This is a genomic window from Arthrobacter sp. P1_H7 (assembly GCF_056405215.1).
Genome location: NZ_JBFUCO010000030.1, coordinates 1 through 19,432 on the forward strand (window position 1 = coordinate 1; position 19,432 = coordinate 19,432).

Consider the following 19,432-nt stretch of genomic DNA (forward strand, 5'->3'; position numbering starts at 1 on the left):
CGGGCCCGGCAAATTCAACCAATTCAATACAATAAATTGGTATCAACAAACTTGGCACACTATTGAGTTCTCAAACAACAGACACACCCGGCACCACCACAACCATTTCGGTCGAGGATCGCTCCGGAGCAACTTTTCAAACTTACCCGGCCGCTTCACCCTAGTCAAATCGGCGATCCAGACTCAGTCTTGCCATTGGCTTCTGGGTCTTGGTGGCCGTTCAACTCCGGGGAGCAGCGCGGAAATAAACTCTACCACCACTTGGCCCGGCTGACAAAGCCGACCTGAAGGCGGTGCAGAAAAGCCCGGAATCACGGGGATTCCGGGCCTCTCGCAGACACTCCTCGATGCGCGCCCGGTGAGCTGTCCGGGCGCTGCGCCTATCCCAGCGGCTTGAAGTACGCGGCCCCGAGCGGAGGCAGGGTGACGGTGAGCATGGCCGGCTGTCCGTCCAGGCCTTCCTTCGTCGCGGTCAGGGTTCCGGTGTTCTCCACCCCGGAACCGCCATAGCTGGCGGCGTCGGTGTTGAGCACTTCCTGCCACTCACCGGCCGCCGGGACGCCCAGGAGGTAGTCCGTGTGCGGGCCGCCCGAGAAGTTCACGGCGCAGACCAGCGGGTTGCCGTCGGTGTCGCGGCGGATGAACGTCAGCACGTTGCGGTCCGAGTCTCCCCCGTTGATCCACTGGAAACCTTCGGGCTGGTTGTCCTGCTCGTACAGCGCCGGCGTGGAACGGTACAGCTCATTGAGGTCCTTGGTCAGGAGCTGCATGCCGTTGTGCGCCGGGATGTCCGCGAGCCACCAGTCCAGGCCATACTGCTCCGACCACTCCGCTTCCTGGCCGAATTCGGTGCCCATGAAGATCAGCTGCTTGCCCGGGTGGGCCCACTGATATCCCAGGAACGCGCGCAGGTTTGCCAACTGCTGCCACCGGTCCCCGGGCATCTTGCGCAGCATGGAGCCCTTGCCGTGCACAACTTCATCGTGGCTGATCGGCAGCAGGAAGTTTTCCGTGAAGGCGTAGACCATTGAGAACGTGATGGTGCCGTGGTGCCACCGCCGGTTGTACGGGTCCTCTGCCATGTACTTGAGCGAGTCGTGCATCCAGCCCATGTTCCATTTGAGGCCGAAGCCCAGGCCACCGCCGCTCGTGGGTGCCGTGACGCCCGGGAATGCGGTGGATTCCTCGGCGATCATGACCGCGCCGGGGTGTGTTTTGTAGACCGTGGCGTTGACCTCCTGGAGGAAGGAGATCGCTTCGAGGTTTTCGCGGCCGCCAAAACGGTTTGGCTGCCACTGACCCTCTTCGCGGGAGTAGTCGAGGTAGAGCATGGAGGCGACGGCGTCCACGCGGAGCCCGTCGATGTGGAACTCATCGAGCCAGTACAGCGCGTTGGCTACCAGGAAGTTGCGCACCTCCCTGCGGCCGAAGTCGAAGATCAGTGTTCCCCAGTCGGGGTGTTCGCCCAGGTTCGGATCGGCGTGTTCGTACAGGGGTTCGCCGTCGAACCGGGCCAGGGCCCACTCGTCCTTGGGGAAGTGCGCCGGGACCCAGTCCAGGAGGACGCCGATCCCGGCTTGGTGGAGTTCGTCGACGAGGTGGCGGAATTCGTCCGGGTGCCCGAAGCGCGAGGTCGGCGCGAAGTACGAGGTGACCTGGTAGCCCCACGAGCCGCCGAAGGGGTGCTCGGCCACGGGCATGAACTCCACGTGGGTGAAGCCGAGCCATTTGACGTATTCCACGAGTTCCTTGGCCAGTTCGCGGTAACCCAGCCCCACCTTCCACGAGCCGAGGTGGACCTCGTAGACGCTCATGGCCGAGTTGTGCGGATCGCGGGCGGCGCGTGCCTGCATCCACTCGGCATCCTTGAAGACATACGAGGGCTCCACCACCCGGGATGCCGTCAGCGGCGGGACCTCGGTGCCGAAGGCCAGCGGGTCCGCCTTTTCCACCCAGTATCCGTGCCGGGTCCTGAGTTCAAACTTGTAGCACGCCCCTGCTACAACCCCGGGGATGAAGACTTCCCACACACCGGTGGAACCGAGGGAGCGCATGGAGTGTTCGCGGCCGTCCCAGCCGTTGAAGTCACCCTTGACGCGCACTGCCTGGGCATTCGGGGCCCAGACGGCGAAGGACACGCCGTCGACGTCGCCCAGCGAGGACTTGTAGTGCTGCACATGCGCGCCCAGCACATCCCACAGGCGCTCGTGCCGGCCCTCACCGATCAGGTGCAGGTCCACTTCCCCGACGGTCGGCAGGTAACGGTAGGGGTCGTCCATGATCTGGGGCTCGTGGTCCTTGTAGGTCACCTCGAGCCGGTAATCCGGCACATGGCCGCGCTCGAGCGGCTCCATCACGGCCACCCAGACGCCGCTCGATTCGTGCGTCATGGGCGTCGAGCCTGCGGACGTCACGACCGAGACCGCTTCCGCCAGGTGCTTGAGCGTCCGGATGGTGACGTGGCCGTGGTCATCAAGGTGGGCGCCCAGGACCGAGTGGGGCGCGTGGTGTTCGCCGCTGGAGACCCTCGCTAGGGTCTCGCCATCCACAGGCAGTGGCGTGCCCGGCCGATCGATACGTGCTGATCCTGTCATTTTTATACCTTCCGCTGCGGCTTCGGCGGCGACGCCGGAACCTGTACTGCCGAGGAGACGACGCGATGCGTTCACCGGGATGGAGAGCCAGTCCGGCCTGTTCCGTAGTTCGTAGATGACTTCGTAGAGGGCTTTGTCGAGCCACAGCGCCACAAAGAGCGGCGAGTCCCGGTCGATGCTGCCGGGAATGACGTCGGCGTAGCCGGCCAGGAAGGCCTCAGCGCAGTCGTCCACCCAGGTTCCGGGCACCACTGCACCGGGGTTTTCGCGCACGGCGGCGCCGGCGGCGTAGTCGAAGGACCGCAGCATGCCAACAACGTCGCGAAGGGCGACGTCGGGGAAGTTGCGCTCGGAGATGGGGCGCAGGGGCTCGCCCTCGAAGTCGAGGATGGCCCAGCGCGGTGCCGCGCCCGGCTCGCCCGGGACGGTACTGCCGGGAACCTGCAGGATCTGCCCGAGATGAAGGTCGCCGTGGATGCGCTGGAGCGGCCCTGCACTGGTGCCCTCGAGCCGGCCGAGGAGACCGTCCAGCGCTTCTTCGTAAGGCCCGACGGCCTGGCCGGCCTGGGCCCAGGACTGGCGGACGCGCTCGGCTACTCCCGGCGCGATGTCCTGCCCCGGCGCAGATTCGGCGGCTGTGCCCAGGGCCTCGGCGAGCCTGCGGTGCACGGTGGCCGTCGCCGCGCCCAGCGCGTGGGCTTCGGCAGCGAACCCGATCCCCCGGCTGGCCGCGTCCACGGCGAGCCGCCAGGCATCGAGTCCGCCGGCGAGGAATTCGTGCGCAACAGCGAGTTCGCCGGAGGCGGGACGGACAGTGGCAGGACGGGCGGCGCCGGACGGCCCCGTCCCGGCTGCAGCCGCCGGTGTCTCCCACTCGCCGGCCACCCAGCCCAAGGTTGCCGGGACCTCCGAGGTGTGCCCCGCAGTCAGCGCCGCGCCGATTTCAACCTCGGGATTCTGGCCTTCGGACAGCACCCGGAAGAATTTCACGATGGCGACTGTGCCGCCGTCGTCGTCGTCCACGATCACCGAGCTGTTCGATTGCTCGCCGGAGAGGACCTTGACCTTGCCTGTTCCAGACGGCAGGCGGTAGCCGGACTCCACCAGGTGGCCGGTGGCGTTGCCCGACGGCGTGGTTCCGCCGTGTCGCATGAGCTCCAGCCAGGCGGCGACGAATGAGGCGTCATGGACGCCGTCGTAGACCCACTGGTGGGCGGCATCAGCGCGGGTGCCGGGCAGTTCGCCGATCAGCGCACGCTCTGCCCCCGGCAGGGGTTCTGGCCGGAAACTGAGCGGCACCTGGACGACGTCGGTGCGGCTGCCGCCGGGCGTGGGGTAGGACACCGCGAGCAGCAACACCTCGAACGCGGCCGCACCGGCGGCCCCGCCGGCGGGTTCCAGGCGCAGGCCGCCCGCTGGTTCGAAGGTGAACTCGGCGGTCTTGACAGGGAACCACCGCTGGCGCGGCAGCCACGCGCCAAGCAGTCCGCTCAAGGCTGGGGCAAGGGCTGGTCGAGTCATCTCAGCCCTCGATGGACAGGACGGGCATCGCCTGCGTGAACGGGGATGCCGGGTTGGAGGCGGCGGAACGGATCCGCAACCAGAAGAAATCGTGGCTGCCCAGGGTCAGCGTCAGCGTTCCGTCATCGCCGATGGCCGGGAAGGCCTGGCCGCCAAAGACGTCCCGGAGCCCACGGCCGGCGAAGTTCGGCACCCGCAACGTGGCCGCCACGGGGTGCTGTGAGAGGTTGAAGGCGCACAGGATGGTCTCGGCGTCCTCGCCGGCGGCGTTGCCTTCCGGGAGTTCACGCAGGTAAGCGAGAACGACGTCGTGGTCAGCCTCCACATGCTTGAATCCGCCAAGCCCGAAGGCGGGGTGGTTCTTGCGGACGCTCAGGATCTGGCGGGTCCAGCGCAGCAGGGACCCCGAATGTGCGGCCTCGGCCTCCACGTTCGCCATGCTGTAGTTGTAGACCAGCGACTGGATCACCGGCAGGTACAGCTTGCCCGGGTCGGCGCTGGAGAACCCGGCGTTCCGGTCCGGGTTCCACTGCATCGGGGTGCGGACCGCGTCACGGTCCTCGAGCCAGATGTTGTCCCCCATGCCGATCTCGTCCCCGTAATACAGGAACGGGCTGCCCGGCAGGGACAGCAGCAGGGCGTTGATGAGCTCGATCTCGGAGCGGGAGTTATCCAGCAGCGGGGCCAGCCGGCGCCTGATGCCGATGTTGGCGCGCATACGCGGATCCGGCGCATACCAGCCGAGCATCGCGGCGCGTTCGTCGGAGGTGACCATTTCCAGCGTCAGTTCGTCGTGGTTGCGCAGGAATGTGCCCCACTGGGCGCCTTCGGGAATGTCCGGCGTGTCCTTCATCGTCTCGATGATGGGGGACGCCTTCTGGTCCCGCAGCGCGTAGTAAAGGCGCGGCATGATCGGGAAGTGGAACGCCATGTGGCACTCCGGTTCCTCTTCGGTGCCGAAGTACTCCACCACTTCGGCGGGCGGCTGGTTGGCCTCGGCGATGATCACGCGGCCCGGGTAGCTTTCATCGACCATCCGGCGCAGCTGGCGGAGGAATTCGTGGGTCTGCGGCAGGTTCTCGCAGTTGGTGCCCTCCTCCTCGAACAGGTACGGGATGGCGTCGGCCCGGAAGCCGTCGATGCCCTGGTCCAGCCAGAACCGCACGACGTCGAAGAGCGCGTCAATGACCTTGGGGTTCTCGAAGTTGAGGTCGGGCTGGTGGCTGAAGAACCGGTGCCAGAAGAACTGCCGGCGGATGGGGTCGAAGGTCCAGTTGGATTCCTCCGTGTCCACGAAGATGATGCGGGCGTCTTCGTACTTCTCGTCCGTGTCGCTCCAGACGTAGAAGTCGCCGAACGGACCGTCGGGGTCCTTCCGCGACTCCTGAAACCACGGGTGCTGGTCGGAGGTGTGGTTCAGCGGAAGGTCGATGATCACCCGGACGCCCCGGGCATGGGCCTCGGCCACGAGCCGTTTGAAGTCGCTGATGGTGCCGAACTCGTCCAGCACGGAGTTGTAGTCCGAGATGTCGTAACCGCCGTCGCGCAGCGGTGACTGGAAGAACGGCGGGAGCCAGAGGCAGTCCACCCCGAGCCACTGCAGGTAGTCCAGTTTCTCGATCAGGCCGTGGAAGTCGCCCGAGCCGTCTCCGTTGCCGTCGGCGAAGCCCCGGACGAGGACCTCGTAGAAGACCGCCTTGCGGTACCAGAGGGGATCGTGCTGGAGGCCCGGGGCATTCAGTTCAAAGCTCCCCCTCGGGCTGAAGTGCTGGCTCGGGTTCTGCGGGCTGAAACTCACTGGCACTACCTCCGGATGCTAAGAATGTGAACGGGCTCGACATGCGGGTCCAGGCGGACGTAGTTGTACTCCCCCCATTCCCAACTCTCGCCGGTCAGAAGGTCATCAACCATGAAACGGCCGTTGTGCGTGAAGTTCTCCGGGTCCAGTTCCAGCGCCGGCAGGTCCAGGGACACCGTGCTCTCCCGGGTGCCGTGCGGGTCCACGTTGACGACGATGATCAGGGTGTCCTTGGTCCCGTCCGCGAGGGTCTTGTGCTTGGAGTACACCACGGTGGAGCTGTCCGAGCTCTGGTGCACCGTCAGGTTCTGCAGGTCCCCCAGTGCCGGGTGCGCGCGCCGGATCCCGTTCAGCCGGGTCAGGTACGGGGCCAGGGTGCGCCCCGATTCTGCCGCCGCGTCCCAGTCGCGGGATTTGTACTCAAACTTCTCGTTGTCGATGTATTCCTCGGCGCCGGGACGCGCCACGTGTTCGTAGAGCTCAAAGCCGGCGTACACGCCCCAGATGGGGCTTGCCGTCGCGGCCAGGGCGGCACGGATCTTGAAGGCCGCCGGGCCGCCGAACTGCAGGTATTCGGTGAGGATGTCCGGGGTGTTGACGAAGAAGTTCGGCCGGAAGTAGGCCGCCGATTCGTGGCTGACCTCCTGGAAGTACTTCTCCAGTTCTTCCTTGGTGTTCCGCCACGTGAAGTAGGTGTAGGACTGCTGGAAGCCGGCCCGGCCCAGGGCGTGCATCATGGCCGGGCGGGTGAACGCCTCGGCGAGGAAGACGACGTCGGGGTGCTTCTTGTTGACCTTACCGATTAGCCATTCCCAGAACCACACGGGTTTGGTGTGCGGATTGTCCACCCGGAACACCTTGACGCCGTGGCTGACCCAGAGCATCACAATCCGGAGAATTTCGTTGGACAGCCCCGCGGGGTCGTTGTCGAAATTCAGCGGGAAAATGTCCTGGTATTTCTTTGGCGGATTCTCCGCGTAGGCAATAGTGCCGTCGACGCGCGTGGTGAACCATTCCGGGTTGCTTTGCACCCACGGGTGGTCCGGGGCAGCCTGCAGGGCCAGGTCCAAGGCCACCTCGAGTCCCAGTTCGCCGGCCCGCGCAACGAAGGCGTCGAAGTCCTCGAACGTGCCCAGGTCCGGGTGGATGGCGTCGTGGCCGCCCTCGTGGGATCCGATGGCCCACGGCGAACCGGGATCGTGCGGTCCGGCGATCAGGGTGTTGTTCGGCCCCTTGCGGTGCTGGACACCGATCGGGTGGATCGGCGGCATGTAGATGATGTCAAAGCCCATGGCGGCGACGGCGTCGAGGCGCTGCGCGGCGGTGCGGAAGGTGCCGGAGGTCCACTCCCCCGTGTCGTGGTTGCGCACGGCACCTTCGGAGCGCGGGAAGAATTCGTACCAGGCGCCTGACCCGGCAAGCTTTCGCTCCACCAGCAGCGGGTAGGGCTCGGAAACCGTCACAAGTTCGCGGATGGGCTGGCGTTCGACGACGGCGGCGACGTCGGCGCCGAAGCCGGCGGCTAGGCGTTCCTCGGGTGTCCGGGAGGTGTCTGAGAGGACGACGACGGCCATCCGCAGCGTCCTGCGGTCACCGGAGGGGCGGGAGGCGTCTTCGGAGGCTTCCGCCAGCAGCGCGGCACCTTCGGACAGCATGAGCTCGACGTCGATGCCGGCCTCCACTTTGACCTCGGCGTTGTGGTGCCAGGTGCCGTAGCGGTCGTGCCAGGCCTCGATGACGAAGGACCAGTTGCCGGTGGTGGGCGGGGTCAGGAGGCCTTCCCAGCGGTCCGTGCCCATTCCTCGGGGTCCGCGCGGCGGGGCGAGGCGGACCCGCTGCCGCTCTTTGCCGCGGGGGTCGAGCAGGACGGCGCTGACGCCGAGCTGGTCGTGTCCCTCCCGGAACGCGGTGGCTCCTACGACAATGGTTTGGCCCTCAACGGCTTTGGCGGGAAACTTTCCGCCCTCCACCGAAGGCTGCACGGCGGTGATCGGAAAGCGGCCAAATCGAAGGCCATCCGTGATCAGGGCCTTGGGCTTTTGCTTGGACACGGCGCTGGTTCGCGAGTTATTCGTCACGCCTCGACGTTATCTACAAAACGGCCAGAATGCTAAGGCCTCGAACGTTTTGCGGAGGTTTCCGGTCCTGGCGGACCGATATTCGTCATTTACCGGAAAGAATCCTAAAGCGGTTCCGGGGCACCGACTTGTCCGTTAGTGTTTCGCTGGTGAAGGCAATCCGCAGATTTACTGTCCGAACCGTTCTTCCGGAGTCGATCCGGCCGCTGGCCCGGCTCGCCACCAATCTCCGGTGGTCCTGGCATCGGCCCACCCGGGAGCTTTTTGAGGGGCTCAACCCCGGGATCTGGGCGGAGAGCGCCCACGACCCCGTGACTTTCCTGGGCCTGGTCAGCCGGGAAGAGCTGCAGCGCCTCGCCGCGGACCAGGACGTCGTGCAGCGTGTCCACGCTGCAGCCGACGACCTCGACCGGTACCTGGAACAGCCGCGCTGGTACCAGAGCCTGGGCGACGGCGCACCGGCGTGCATCGCGTACTTCTCGCCCGAGTTCGGCATCACCGAGGTCCTGCCCCAGTACTCGGGCGGCCTTGGCATCCTGGCCGGGGACCACCTGAAAGCAGCCTCGGACCTTGGGGTGCCGCTGATCGGCGTCGGCCTCCTGTACCAGGCCGGCTACTTTAAGCAGTCGCTCTCCCGGGACGCCTGGCAGCAGGAAACGTATCCGGTCCTCGACCCCGACGGGCTGCCCCTGACGCTGCTGCGCGAGGCCTCCCCGGACGGCAACGGCAAACCGGTCCAGATCTCCCTGCCGCTTCCCCAGGGCCGGCGCCTGCTGGCGCACGTGTGGCGGGCCGACGTCGGACGCGTGCCGCTGCTGCTGCTGGATTCCAACGTTCCGGGCAACGACGAAGCCGCCCGCGGCATCACCGACCGCCTCTACGGCGGCGGCGGCGACCACCGGTTGCAGCAGGAGCTCCTGCTGGGCATGGGTGGGGTCAAGGCGCTGCGGGAGTTCCAGCGGCTCACGGGCGTCCCCGCGCCGGAGGTCTTCCACACCAACGAGGGCCACGCCGGGTTCCTCGGCGTCGAGCGGATCCAGGAGTTGATGTCCGGGGTGGCGCCGCTGAGCTGGGAGGAGGCCTTGGCCGCCGGGCGGGCGTCCACGGTGTTCACCACCCACACGCCGGTGCCGGCAGGGATCGACCGCTTCGAAATCTCCCAGATTCAGCACTTCTTCGAAGCCGGCCTCGCCCCGGACGTCCCGGTGGCCAAGATCCTGGACCTGGGCCGCGAGGACTTCGCCGACGGCAACCCGTTTGTGTTCAACATGGCCGTGATGGGGCTGCGGCTGGCCCAGCGGGCCAACGGTGTGGCCAAACTGCACGGCGTGGTCTCACGCGGGATGTTCTCCGCCCTCTGGCCGGGCTTCGACCACTCCGAAATCCCCATCACCTCCGTCACCAACGGCGTGCACGTCCCCACCTGGGTGGACCCCCGCATCGCCGCGCTGGCGCGGGACCAGTTCGGCGCCGAGGCGGAGGCGCAGGGCCGGTGGGACCTGGCCTACAACGTCACCGACGAGGACCTCTGGGCGTTGCGGCGCGAGATGCGGGTGTCCTTGGTGGAGGATGTCCGGCGCCGTCTCCGGGCCGCATGGAAGAAGCGCGGCGCGGCCGACGCCGAGCTGGCGTGGACGGACTCCGTCCTGGATCCGGACATCCTGACCATCGGCTTTGCCCGCCGCGTGCCGACCTACAAGCGGCTGACCCTGATGCTGCGCGACCCGGAACGGCTCAAGGCGCTGCTGCTGCACAAGACGCACCCCATCCAGCTGGTCATCGCCGGGAAGTCGCACCCGGCGGACGACGCCGGCAAAAAGATGATCCAGGACCTCGTCCGGTTCACCGACGACCCCGCCGTGCGGCACCGGATCGCGTTCCTGCCCAACTACGACATCGCCATGGCCCGGACCCTGTTCCCTGGCTGCGATGTGTGGCTGAACAACCCGTTGCGCCCGCTGGAGGCCTGCGGTACGTCCGGCATGAAGGCCGCCCTGAACGGTTCGCTGAACCTCTCGGTCATGGACGGCTGGTGGGATGAGATGTACGACGGCGAGAACGGCTGGGCGATCCCGACCGCCAACAACGATGCCTCCCCGGAAGAACGCGACGACATCGAGGCGGCGGCACTGTACGAGCTGCTCGAAACGCAGGTGGCACCGCGCTTCTACGGCCTGACCGTGTCCGACGCCGCCGGCGCTGCCGGACCGTCCCAGCCCGGCCCGCAGGCGGTTCCCACGCACTGGGTCTCGATGATCAAGCACACCATGTCCCATCTGGGCCCGGCGGTTTCCGCGGAACGGATGCTCCGGGACTACGTCAACGTCCTGTACCGGCCCGCCGCGATCGCAGGACGCCGCGCTGTGGCGGACAACTACGCGCAGGCCAAGGCCCTGGCGGCGTGGACCTCACGGGTCCGGGCCGCGTGGCCGCACATCCAGGTCGAACACGTCGACTCGGTGGGGGTCTCCGAGGACCCGCAGATCGGCGATCTGCTCCAGGTCAACGCGTACGTGGCGCTGCGTGAGCTCTCACCGGAGGACGTCTATGTTGAGGTGGCCTACGGCCGGGCCGAGGACACCGACGAACTGACGGACATCACGGTCGCGGAGCTGAAAGCCGCCGAAGACCTCGGCAAGGGCCGGCACCTCTTCAGCGGCACGCTGGTGATCGACCGTTCGGGGTCCTTCGGCTACACCGTGCGCGTGCTCCCCAAGAACGAGGCGCTGGCCTCCAAGGCGGAACTGGGCCTGATCGTCAACGCCTGATCGTCAACGCCTGTCGTCATGTTCCAGCCTCTTTTTAGAGGCAGACGGCAATGACGTCCAGGCTCTTGCCGGCGTAGCCTTCGGCGTCCTGCAGCGTTTCGCAGATGACGGCGAAGGAGCGGTCCGCGCGGAGCGCGGCAGGCACCTGCCAGATGAAGGTGACGGGAGCCTCGCCGTCGTCCGTCACGGCATCCGCGACGTCGTGCAGCGAATCGTGCAGGGCATCCAGGTCCGTGCCGTAGTCCTCGGGGACGTCAAGGAGTTCGCCGAACGTGTCCAGGACCGCCTGCTTGGTGTCGGCGGCGGGTACCACCAGGGCGCGCCGGCCGGCGTCGCCGATTTGCGCCGTGAGTTCGTCGATGGTCCAGGTCTCTGCCGAGTAAATCTTCATGGGGTCCTTAGTCTCGAATTAATTAGGTGCGGTAGATGTTGATCGTGTTGGCCTGGACGAGGTCGCGCTCACCGGAGGCGACGCGGGCGCCCTGACGCCGGTCATGGAGTTCGGACGTGGTCACGCGGAGTTCGAAGAGCCGGTGCCCGGTGCCGTCCTCGTTGCTCAGCCGCGGCAAGGTGACCTTGACGTCGTCGGCGCCGCCGTTGACCACCACGAGGCCGTCGACGTGCCCGTCGTCGGACCCGAGCAGGAGCTGGATCACCCGGTGGCCGGGGTCATGCCACGTGTCTGCTGACATGGGCTTGCCGTCCACATCGAACCAGTGGAAGTAGGACTGGTTGTCACGCGCCGGGTAATCATGCGGCTGGCTGGCCAGAAACTCCTTGCGCAGCCGGATGACGCGCTTGGTGGTGCGCAGCATCGCATGGGATTCCGTGGTGCTGGTCCAGTCGATCCAGGCGAGCGCATTGTCCTGGCAGTAGGCGTTGTTGTTGCCCTGCTGGGTCCGGCAGATCTCGTCCCCGGCGGTGATCATGGGTACGCCCTGGGAAATCATCAGGCAGGCCATCAGGTTCCGCCTGCTTTGGGCGCGCCGGGCGAGGATGTCGCCGTCTTCGGTGGGGCCCTCGAAGCCGTGGTTGTAGCTGCGGTTGTCGCCGTGGCCGTCCCGGTTCTGCTCGCCGTTGGCCTCGTTGTGCTTGCGGTCGTAGGCCGTCAGGTCGGCCAGGGTGAAGCCATCGTGGGCCGTGATCAGGTTCAGCGAGGCCAGCCGGGACCGGCCCGAGGACTCGAACAGCCGGGCGGAACCGGAGAGGGCGTCCGCGAGGCGGGCCACCGGGCCGCCGCTGCCGCCGCCGTCGATCGCGGCGCGGTCGGCGAGCCAGAAGCTGCGGACGGCATCCCGGAAATGATCGTTCCAGTCCACCCACCCGGCGGGAAACCGGCCGGTCTGCCAGCCGCCGTAGCCCACGTCCCAGGGTTCGGAAATCAGCTTGACGCCGGACAGGACCGGATCAGCTCCCACGGCGACGAGGAAGGGGTGCCGCGGATCGAATTCGTTGGCGCTGTTGCGGCAGAGCGTGACCGCAAGGTCGAAGCGGAACCCGTCGATGTGGAACTCGCTCACCCAGTAGCGCAGGGAATCCAGCACCAGCTGCACCACGCGCGGTTCGCCGAAGTTCAGGCTGTTGCCGCAGCCCGTGGTGTCCACGTACCTGCCGTGGCCGTCGTTGCGGTAGTACTGCATCTCGCCCAGGCCGCGGAAGCTCAGGGTGGGACCGTCCGTGCCGCCCTCGGCGGTGTGGTTGTAGACGACGTCGAGGATGACCTCGAGCCCGGCGGCATGCAGCAGCTTGACCATGCCCTTGAACTCGTCCTGGACCGCGTGGGCGCCGGCGGCCTGGGCTGCTTCCGTGGCGTAGCCGGGATGCGGGGCGAAGAACGCCGCCGTATTGTAGCCCCAGTAATTCGTCAGCCCGAGCTGCTGCAGGTGCGGCTCGTCCACGTGGAAATGCACGGGCAGGAGCTGGACCGCCGTGACGCCCAGCGAGATCAGGTGCTCGATCATGGCCGGGTGGGCCATCCCGGCGTAGGTCCCCTGCAGGTCCTCCGGAATATCCGGGTGCAGCTTCGTCTGGCCCCGCACATGGGCCTCGTAGACGATCGTGTTGCGCCACGGGACCCGCGGGCTGCGGTCCAGACCCCAGTCAAAATCGTTGCCGACCCGGACGCTGGTGATCAGCCCCTCGCGTTCGTCGACGGCCCGGCCGTAGGGGTCCATCAGCAACGGCTGCTCGCCGACGGCATCGAAATTCGTGGCGGGCATGGACAGCGGGAGGGCCTCGTGTTCCGGGGAGGACCGGAAGCCATAGCGCGAGCCGGCGGGAATGCCCTCAACAATTCCGTGGTGGACGCCGTCGGTGACGTTGGGCAGGGTCTTCACCTGCCAGGTTCCCCCGGGCGCCTGATATTCGATCTCCAGCGTGGTCACGCCGGGCGCGTAGACGGCCACGTTGGCGAACGCGCCCCGGGGATCGTCCACTGCCGGCGACCCGGTATGTGGAACGCTGATCCCCAGTGGAAACGCCCGCGAAGCGTCTACGGTGGAAGCGGTATCTATGTAAGACATAACCATTGCTTAAAGCTTAGCCGGGCCAGACAAATGGCCCCCGTTTTCGTTTTCATGACGTTTTGCAGTGTACGGACCGCCGCACTGCATACTGTAATGGAGCGCCGAGTTGGAGGTAATTGTGCGCGTTGCACTAGCCCAAATCATCACCGGCCGTGACTTGGCCGCAAACCTGGACCTCGTGGACGCCTACGCACGCCAGGCCAAGGCCGGCGGTGCGGACCTGGTGGTGTTCCCGGAAGCCACCATGCGGGCCTTCGGCAATTCGCTCCTGGATATCGCCGAGCCGCTGGACGGCCCGTGGGCATCCCGCGTCCGCGCCCTCGCCGCGGAGCTCGGCATCGTGATCGTCGCCGGCATGTTCACTCCCGGCACCGCCGGCAACGGCGCCAAGGTGCGCAACACCCTGCTGGTCACCGGCCGCGGCCTCGAGGCCAGCTACGACAAGATCCACCTGTTCGATGCTTTCGGTTTCGCCGAGTCGGACACGGTTGACGCCGGCACCTCCCCCGTCACTTTCGAGCTCGACGGCGTGACGTTCGGCCTCGCCACGTGCTACGACGTCCGTTTCCCGGACCTGTTCACGGAAAACGCGGACCGCGGCGCCGACGTCAACATTGTGTGCGCCTCCTGGGGCTCGGGCCCCGGCAAGGCCGAACAGTGGAAGCTCCTGGCCCGCGCCCGCGCCCTGGATTCCACCACCGTGGTCCTCGCCTGCGGCCAGGGCGACCCCGCCAGCGTGGGTCACCCTGTCAAGGGGTCCGCCCCCACCGGCGTCGGGCACTCCGTGGTCGTCTCCCCCATGGGTGACGTCCTCGAAGAGCTCGACGGCGCCCCCGGCCTCCTCTTCGCCGACCTGGACACCGCCGCTGTCCAGGAAGCCCGCACCAAACTCCCGGTCCTGGCCAACCGCCGCCGGTTCTAAGCCGCCTGATCTTCTAGACCAACTTCGGGTTGTGGTCACTCCTGTTCTGGTCAGCTCCGCGTGCAACGGCGTCTTGCCGTCGCTTAGACACCTCCCGACGCTTCCTCCGGCCGCGGGCGGCCTTCGAAAGCTCTGGTCGGCGATGCGCTCCTTAGCAAGACACCGCTGCCCGCTCGATATTGGGCCCACCCACAGTTGGGCTGCTTCGGAAGGACGACAAGAGACAAAAAGGGGTGGGCTGCCAACAGCAACGCGGGGTCACTTCGCGCCCATGTTGGGGCCTTGGGTGGGCGATATCTGACCCCGCGTTGCTTGTGGCCGTTCTGGCGTTAAACGGAAACGCTCCCCCACTAGGAGTGAGAGAGCGTTTCGCCGTTTACTACCAAAGGTGAGCGAGGCTCATCGCCGGAACCGGAGTTTTGCTAAGGAGCGCATCGCCGACCGGAACCAAGTAAGGCCGCCAGCGGCCGCACGAGGTGCAGGGAGGTGTCTAAGCGACGGCAAAACTACGGTTGCGGCGCGACCCAGCCCCGACCAGGCGCGGACTACTTAGCTGCGCGCTGGCGGGAGATTTCGTAGAGGGAGATGCCGACGGCCATAGAGGCGTTGAGGGATTCCATGGCGGAGTCGATCGGGATGGAGACGATCTGGTCGCAGTTTTCGCGGACCAGGCGGCTCAGGCCCTTGCCCTCGGAACCGACGACGATGCACACCGGTTCGGTGGCCAGCGTCAGCTCGGGCAGCGAGACGTCGCCGTCGCCGTCGAGCCCCAGGACGTAGATGCCCATGTTCTTGAACGCCTTGAGCGTGTTGTTCAAGTTGGCGGCGCGGGCGACGGGGACGCGGACGGCTGCACCGGCGCTGGTCTTCCAGGCCGAGGCGGTGACGCCCACGGAGCGGCGCTCCGGGACGACGACGCCGTGGCCGCTGAATGCCGAGACGGAGCGGATGATCGCGCCGAGGTTGCGGGGATCGGTGATGCCGTCGAGCGCGACGAAGAGCGGGGCGTTGGCTACGTGGCCCTTCTTCCAGGCCTCGAGGGTTTCTTCGGCGAGCTCGTAGGCGTCCTGGTATTCGTACGGCGGGATCTGCAGCACGAGGCCCTGGTGGATGGCGTCGTCGGTCATCCGGTCGAGCTCTGGCTTGCCGGTTTCCATCAGCGGGATGCCGCGTTCGGCGGCCAGCTTCAGGGATTCCTTGACACGATCGTCCATTTCGATGCGGACGGCGACGTGCAGGGCCTTGGCCGGGATGCCGGCGCGCAGGGCTTCGACCACCGAGTTGCGTCCGGTGACGACCTCTTCGGTGGCGCGGCCCTTGGGACCGGAGCGGCCCGTGCGGGCGGCGGCGCTGGTGGTGCGGCTTCCGCTGGCGCGCTTGGCCTCGGAGCGTTCCGAGAGCTGCTTGTTCTTGAACGCCTTATGGTAGGGGCGGTCCTCCGCCTTCGGCGTGGGGCCCTTGCCCTCCAGAGCCTTGCGGCCGTGACCGCCGGTTCCGACGGTGGGGCCCTTCTTCAATTTGACCGACCGGCGACCGTTGTTGGCCATGATTTCCACCCCTGCTTGTTACGTACTTCGTTGATAAGTCTGACCTCCAGTCTACTGACTCGAGTAAAATCCACGATTTCGGGGTGGCCCGGGAGGGACGTCAGGCGGCGTGGGAGGGTCCGTTCAGCCGCGCTTGAGGCTCCAGCTCGCCCCGTCCGGGCCGTCCTCGACGACGACGCCGGCCGCGGCGAGGGTGTCCCGGATGGCATCGGACGCCGCCCAGTCCTTGGCGGCCCGGGCGTGGGCCCGCGCCTCCAGCTGAGCCTCGACCAGGACGCCAAGGGCGGTGTTGGCTTGCTCGTCGGCCGCCGGCGTTGCGGTGGCGTTGAGGCCGAGGACATCCAGCATGGCGATGACGCTGGCCAGCGCCTGACCCGCGGCGTCGAGGTCGCCGTCGGTGAGCGCCGTGTTGCCGGCCCGGACGGTCTCGTGGAGCACTGCCAGTGCCTGCGGGACGTTAAGGTCATCGTCCATGGCCACCCCAAAAGCCTCCGGGACAGAACCAGCGGATGCATCCGGCCCCGGGTCAGGGAGGACCCGGCTTGCGCGGCTGAGGAAGCCGTCGATCCGCTCGACGGCGGCGGCTGCTTCCTGCAGCGACGTCGGCTGGTAGTCCAGGACCGAGCGGTACTGCGCCTGTCCGAGGTAGTACCGGACAACGCGCGGCGGGGCGATCTCGAGCATTTCCGTCGGGCTGACGGTATTGCCGATGGACTTGGACATCTTCTCGCCGGCGTAGGTGACCATCCCGTTGTGCATCCAGAAGTTGGCGAAGCCGTGGCCTGCCGCCTGGGACTGCGCCATTTCGTTTTCGTGGTGCGGGAAGCGCAGGTCCAGGCCGCCGCCGTGGATGTCGAACTCGGTGCCGAGGTATTTGGTGACCATCGCGGAGCATTCGAGGTGCCAGCCCGGGCGTCCGGCGCCCCACGGCGAAGACCAGCTCGCCGTCGTCGGCTCCCCGTCCTTGTAGCCCTTCCACAGCGCGAAGTCGCGGGGGTCCCGCTTGCCGCGGGGGTCGGCGTCCGCGGCGCCCTGCATGTCGTCGAGTTTCTGCCGCGTCAGCGAGCCGTACTTGGACCACGAACGCACGTCGAAGTAGACGTCGCCGGAGTCGTCGAGGGCCGGGTAGGCGTGGCCGCGGTCGATCAGCTGCTGGATGAGGGCGTGCATTTCCGGGATGTGGCCGGTGGCTCGGGGCTCATAGGTGGGGCGGGAGACGCCCAGGGTGTCGTAGGCCTTCAGGAATTCCTGCTCGTAGCGGTAGGCCAGGGCCCACCATTCCTCGTTGCGGAGAGCCCCGGGCTCGTCTTCAACGTCGGGGCCGAAGGACGCGGCGGACTTGGCCAGGATCTTGTCGTCGATGTCCGTGACGTTGCGGACGGCCGTCACCCGGAAGCCGCGGTACTGCAACCAGCGGGTCAGCTGGTCGAATGCGATGGCCGAGCGGATGTGGCCGACGTGCGGCATGCCCTGCACGGTGGCTCCGCAGTAGTACAGGCTCACCTTGCCAGGTACCAGGGGGACGAAGTCGCGGACTTCGGCGGATGCAGTGTCGTAAAAGCGCAGGGTCACCGCTCCAGATTAGCCGATGGCGCTCCGCGGCCTGACCCGAGGCGTTGCCGGCAGGCCGGCCGCCGGGGACCACCGGCCCGGCGACCTACTTGGCGACCTACTTGCAGTATTGCCCGATCTTGTTGATCTGCTCGGTGAGCTGGGCTGTCTGTTCGTCCGTCTTGGTTCCCGTGGGGCTCGCCGCAACCTGCTTCATGATCTCGGCCATCTGCTGGATCGGGGCGCCCACCTCCGGCGCCACCTTGTCCGCGACCTCCTGGTAGTGCTGGCCAATCTGCCCTGCCTGCTCTTTCGCGCTCCCGGAGGGCACAAAGGTGTCGGTGTTGAGGAACTTACAGCTTTCCTCAACGCTGAGCTTCGGAGTGGGGCTAGGCGTCTGGGGCGTCGTCGTGGAGGCGGCACAGCCGCTCAGCATGGTCCCTGCCACGAGTACGACGGCGGTCAGCAGCTTCTTCACGGGAGGTCTCCTGGCAGTTCGGAACGGGTGTCTCGGTTTGGCCTTCCCCTCAAGCGTAGGGGACCGGGGCCTGCGGTGCTTAGCCTGCCGGGTAGACGAGCGCTGTTGCCACGGCCGAGATCCCCTCGCCGCGGCCGGTGAACCCAAGCCCGTCGCTCGTGGTGGCCGTGACGCTCACCGGCGCCGCGGCAGCGGCGCTGAGGACCTGCTGGGATTCCTCCCGCCGCGGGCCGAACTTTGGCCGGTTGGCAACGAACTGGACGGCGATATTGCCGATTTCGAATCCGTGGGCGCGAACTATCCGGGCGGCCTCGGCCAGCAGGGTCACGCCGGACGCCCCGGCATATTCGGGCCGATCCGTACCGAAGTGTGTGCCCAGATCCCCGATCCCGCAGGCCGAGAAGAGCGCGTCGGCGGCGGCGTGCGCCACGGGGTCGCCGTCTGAGTGGCCGGACAGTCCCCGTTCCCCCTCCCAGAAGAGGCCGCCGAGCCATAGCGGCTGCGGCTTGTCCTCGGCGGCGAAGGCATGGACATCGATTCCGATCCCGGTCCTGGGAATGACCGGGGGAAAGACTGGCGGGTTGGTGGACATGCTCATCCCTCCACCCAGCGTGCGCCCAGGGGGCCTTCGAGGAGGCCTTCGGCCAGGATCAGGTCCAGGGGCGTGGTGATCTTCAGGGACTGGCTGGCGCCGCGCACCGCGTGGACGGGGACACCGATGAGCTCCACGAGCATCGCGTCATCCGTGACGAGGGCGGCCTGGCCGGCGTCGAACCCGGCGGCAGCCTCGTGGGCGCGCTTGAGGGTGCTCAAGGTGAATCCCTGCGGTGTCTGCACGGCGCGCAGCGAATCCCGGGGCGCCGTCCCGGTGACCAGTTCGGGGGCCACCGCGGCGCCGTCGCCGGTGGTCGGTTCGACGGTCTTGACGGTGTCGACGACCGGTATCACCGGAATGACGGCCGAGGCGCCGGCGCCGAGCGCCGCTGCCACGCGGTGGAAGACGGCTTCAGGCGTCAGTGCCCGGGCGGCGTCGTGGACCAGCACCGATTCGGTATCGGGCAGGAGGGCCGCCATCGCGGCGCGGACTGAATCGGCGCGGTCCGCACCGCCGTCGACGACCGTCACGACGGGAACCCGGACGCCGTGGCCCGGCGTCGCGCCGGCGTGCCCGGCCGCAAGCTCCTGTGTGAAGGCCTCGCACAGCGCCCGCAACTCGGCGTCTCCCGGGGGGATCGCAATGCAGATCTGCCGTGCGATCCCGGCTGCCGCCACGCCGCGAAGGGCGTGGGTGAGGATGCTGTCCCCGCCGAGAGGCACTTTTGCTTTCGGCATGCCGTAGCCCAGGCGCTGGCCGGAGCCGGCGGCCACAACAATGACCGCTGTGGCGGGACCGGCCGGTGACGTATTCGTCGGTGCAGTATCCATGGGCACAAGACTACGTCCCCGCGCCTCGGACCATCCCGTTGCGCTATCAGTTGTGGCTGTCTTGCCGCGCTCAGGGGGACTGTGGAGTCTCATGACTTAATGGACGTTTCTGTCTCAAGACATCGTGGACAGTGTGTCTCAGGACATCGTGGACACTCGGACCGGTTTTGCTCGGGTCATGAGCAAAATGCACCCCGATATCAAGATCCGGCATTTGGTGGCGAC

At 67.0% G+C, this 19,432-nt stretch carries 12 protein-coding genes; 2 read left to right on the forward strand and 10 right to left on the reverse strand.

The features are described 5' to 3' along the window. Nucleotides 1-380: 380 nt before the first annotated feature. Genes AC1DXI_RS20105 through AC1DXI_RS20115 form a run of 3 tightly spaced genes read right to left on the reverse strand, consistent with a single transcriptional unit; the run spans nt 381 to nt 7,991 of the window. Complete coding sequence (locus AC1DXI_RS20105) at nt 381-4,115, reverse strand: 1,4-alpha-glucan branching enzyme (RefSeq protein WP_476940048.1); 3,735 nt, start codon at nt 4,113-4,115, stop codon at nt 381-383. Between the two features lies 1 nt (nt 4,116). After that, nucleotides 4,117-5,913 (reverse strand): maltose alpha-D-glucosyltransferase, encoded by a 1,797-nt coding sequence (treS, locus tag AC1DXI_RS20110; RefSeq protein ID WP_018774200.1) that lies wholly within the window; start codon nt 5,911-5,913, stop codon nt 4,117-4,119. 5 nt (nt 5,914-5,918) lie between these two features. After that, nucleotides 5,919-7,991, reverse strand: a complete 2,073-nt coding sequence (locus tag AC1DXI_RS20115) for an alpha-1,4-glucan--maltose-1-phosphate maltosyltransferase (RefSeq protein WP_476940049.1) — start codon at nt 7,989-7,991, stop codon at nt 5,919-5,921. A 149-nt stretch (nt 7,992-8,140) separates the two neighbouring features. On the opposite strand from AC1DXI_RS20115, the gene glgP reads away from it, so the two are divergent. Then, on the forward strand, nt 8,141-10,759 hold the full coding sequence (gene glgP / locus AC1DXI_RS20120; protein ID WP_476940050.1) for an alpha-glucan family phosphorylase: 2,619 nt from the start codon (nt 8,141-8,143) through the stop codon (nt 10,757-10,759). Nucleotides 10,760-10,793: 34 nt separating this feature from the next. On the opposite strand, the gene AC1DXI_RS20125 is transcribed toward glgP, so the two are convergent. Together AC1DXI_RS20125 and glgX are read right to left on the reverse strand one after the other, a co-directional pair. Further along, a complete protein-coding gene (locus tag AC1DXI_RS20125) occupies nt 10,794-11,150 on the reverse strand; it encodes a barstar family protein (protein WP_026539163.1) in 357 nt (118 codons plus the stop codon). A gap of 22 nt (nt 11,151-11,172) precedes the next feature. Then, complete coding sequence (gene glgX / locus AC1DXI_RS20130; RefSeq protein WP_476940051.1) at nt 11,173-13,287, reverse strand: glycogen debranching protein GlgX; 2,115 nt, start codon at nt 13,285-13,287, stop codon at nt 11,173-11,175. A 115-nt stretch (nt 13,288-13,402) separates the two neighbouring features. On the opposite strand from glgX, the gene AC1DXI_RS20135 reads away from it, so the two are divergent. Next, nucleotides 13,403-14,206: a carbon-nitrogen hydrolase family protein gene (locus tag AC1DXI_RS20135; protein ID WP_476940052.1), complete on the forward strand. Its 804-nt coding sequence runs from the start codon at nt 13,403-13,405 to the stop codon at nt 14,204-14,206. A gap of 545 nt (nt 14,207-14,751) precedes the next feature. Here AC1DXI_RS20135 and rlmB read toward each other — a convergent pair. The 5 genes from rlmB to ispD form a co-directional block, all read right to left on the reverse strand. Then, the gene (gene rlmB, locus AC1DXI_RS20140) at nt 14,752-15,753 is read right to left on the reverse strand and encodes a 23S rRNA (guanosine(2251)-2'-O)-methyltransferase RlmB (RefSeq protein WP_026266568.1); all 1,002 of its coding nucleotides are present in this window, start codon (nt 15,751-15,753) and stop codon (nt 14,752-14,754) included. 123 nt (nt 15,754-15,876) lie between these two features. Continuing rightward, complete coding sequence (cysS, locus tag AC1DXI_RS20145; protein WP_476940053.1) at nt 15,877-17,325, reverse strand: cysteine--tRNA ligase; 1,449 nt, start codon at nt 17,323-17,325, stop codon at nt 15,877-15,879. A gap of 97 nt (nt 17,326-17,422) precedes the next feature. Further along, nucleotides 17,423-17,782, reverse strand: a complete 360-nt coding sequence (locus AC1DXI_RS20150; protein ID WP_476940054.1) for a hypothetical protein — start codon at nt 17,780-17,782, stop codon at nt 17,423-17,425. Nucleotides 17,783-17,861: 79 nt separating this feature from the next. Next, nucleotides 17,862-18,380 carry a 2-C-methyl-D-erythritol 2,4-cyclodiphosphate synthase gene (gene ispF, locus AC1DXI_RS20155; RefSeq protein ID WP_476940055.1) on the reverse strand — a complete coding sequence of 173 codons (519 nt, stop codon included), beginning with the start codon at nt 18,378-18,380 and terminating at the stop codon, nt 17,862-17,864. Next, a complete protein-coding gene (gene ispD / locus AC1DXI_RS20160) occupies nt 18,377-19,207 on the reverse strand; it encodes a 2-C-methyl-D-erythritol 4-phosphate cytidylyltransferase (protein ID WP_476940056.1) in 831 nt (276 codons plus the stop codon). Before ispD ends, ispF begins: the two co-directional genes overlap by 4 nt. Nucleotides 19,208-19,432: the final 225 nt, after the last annotated feature.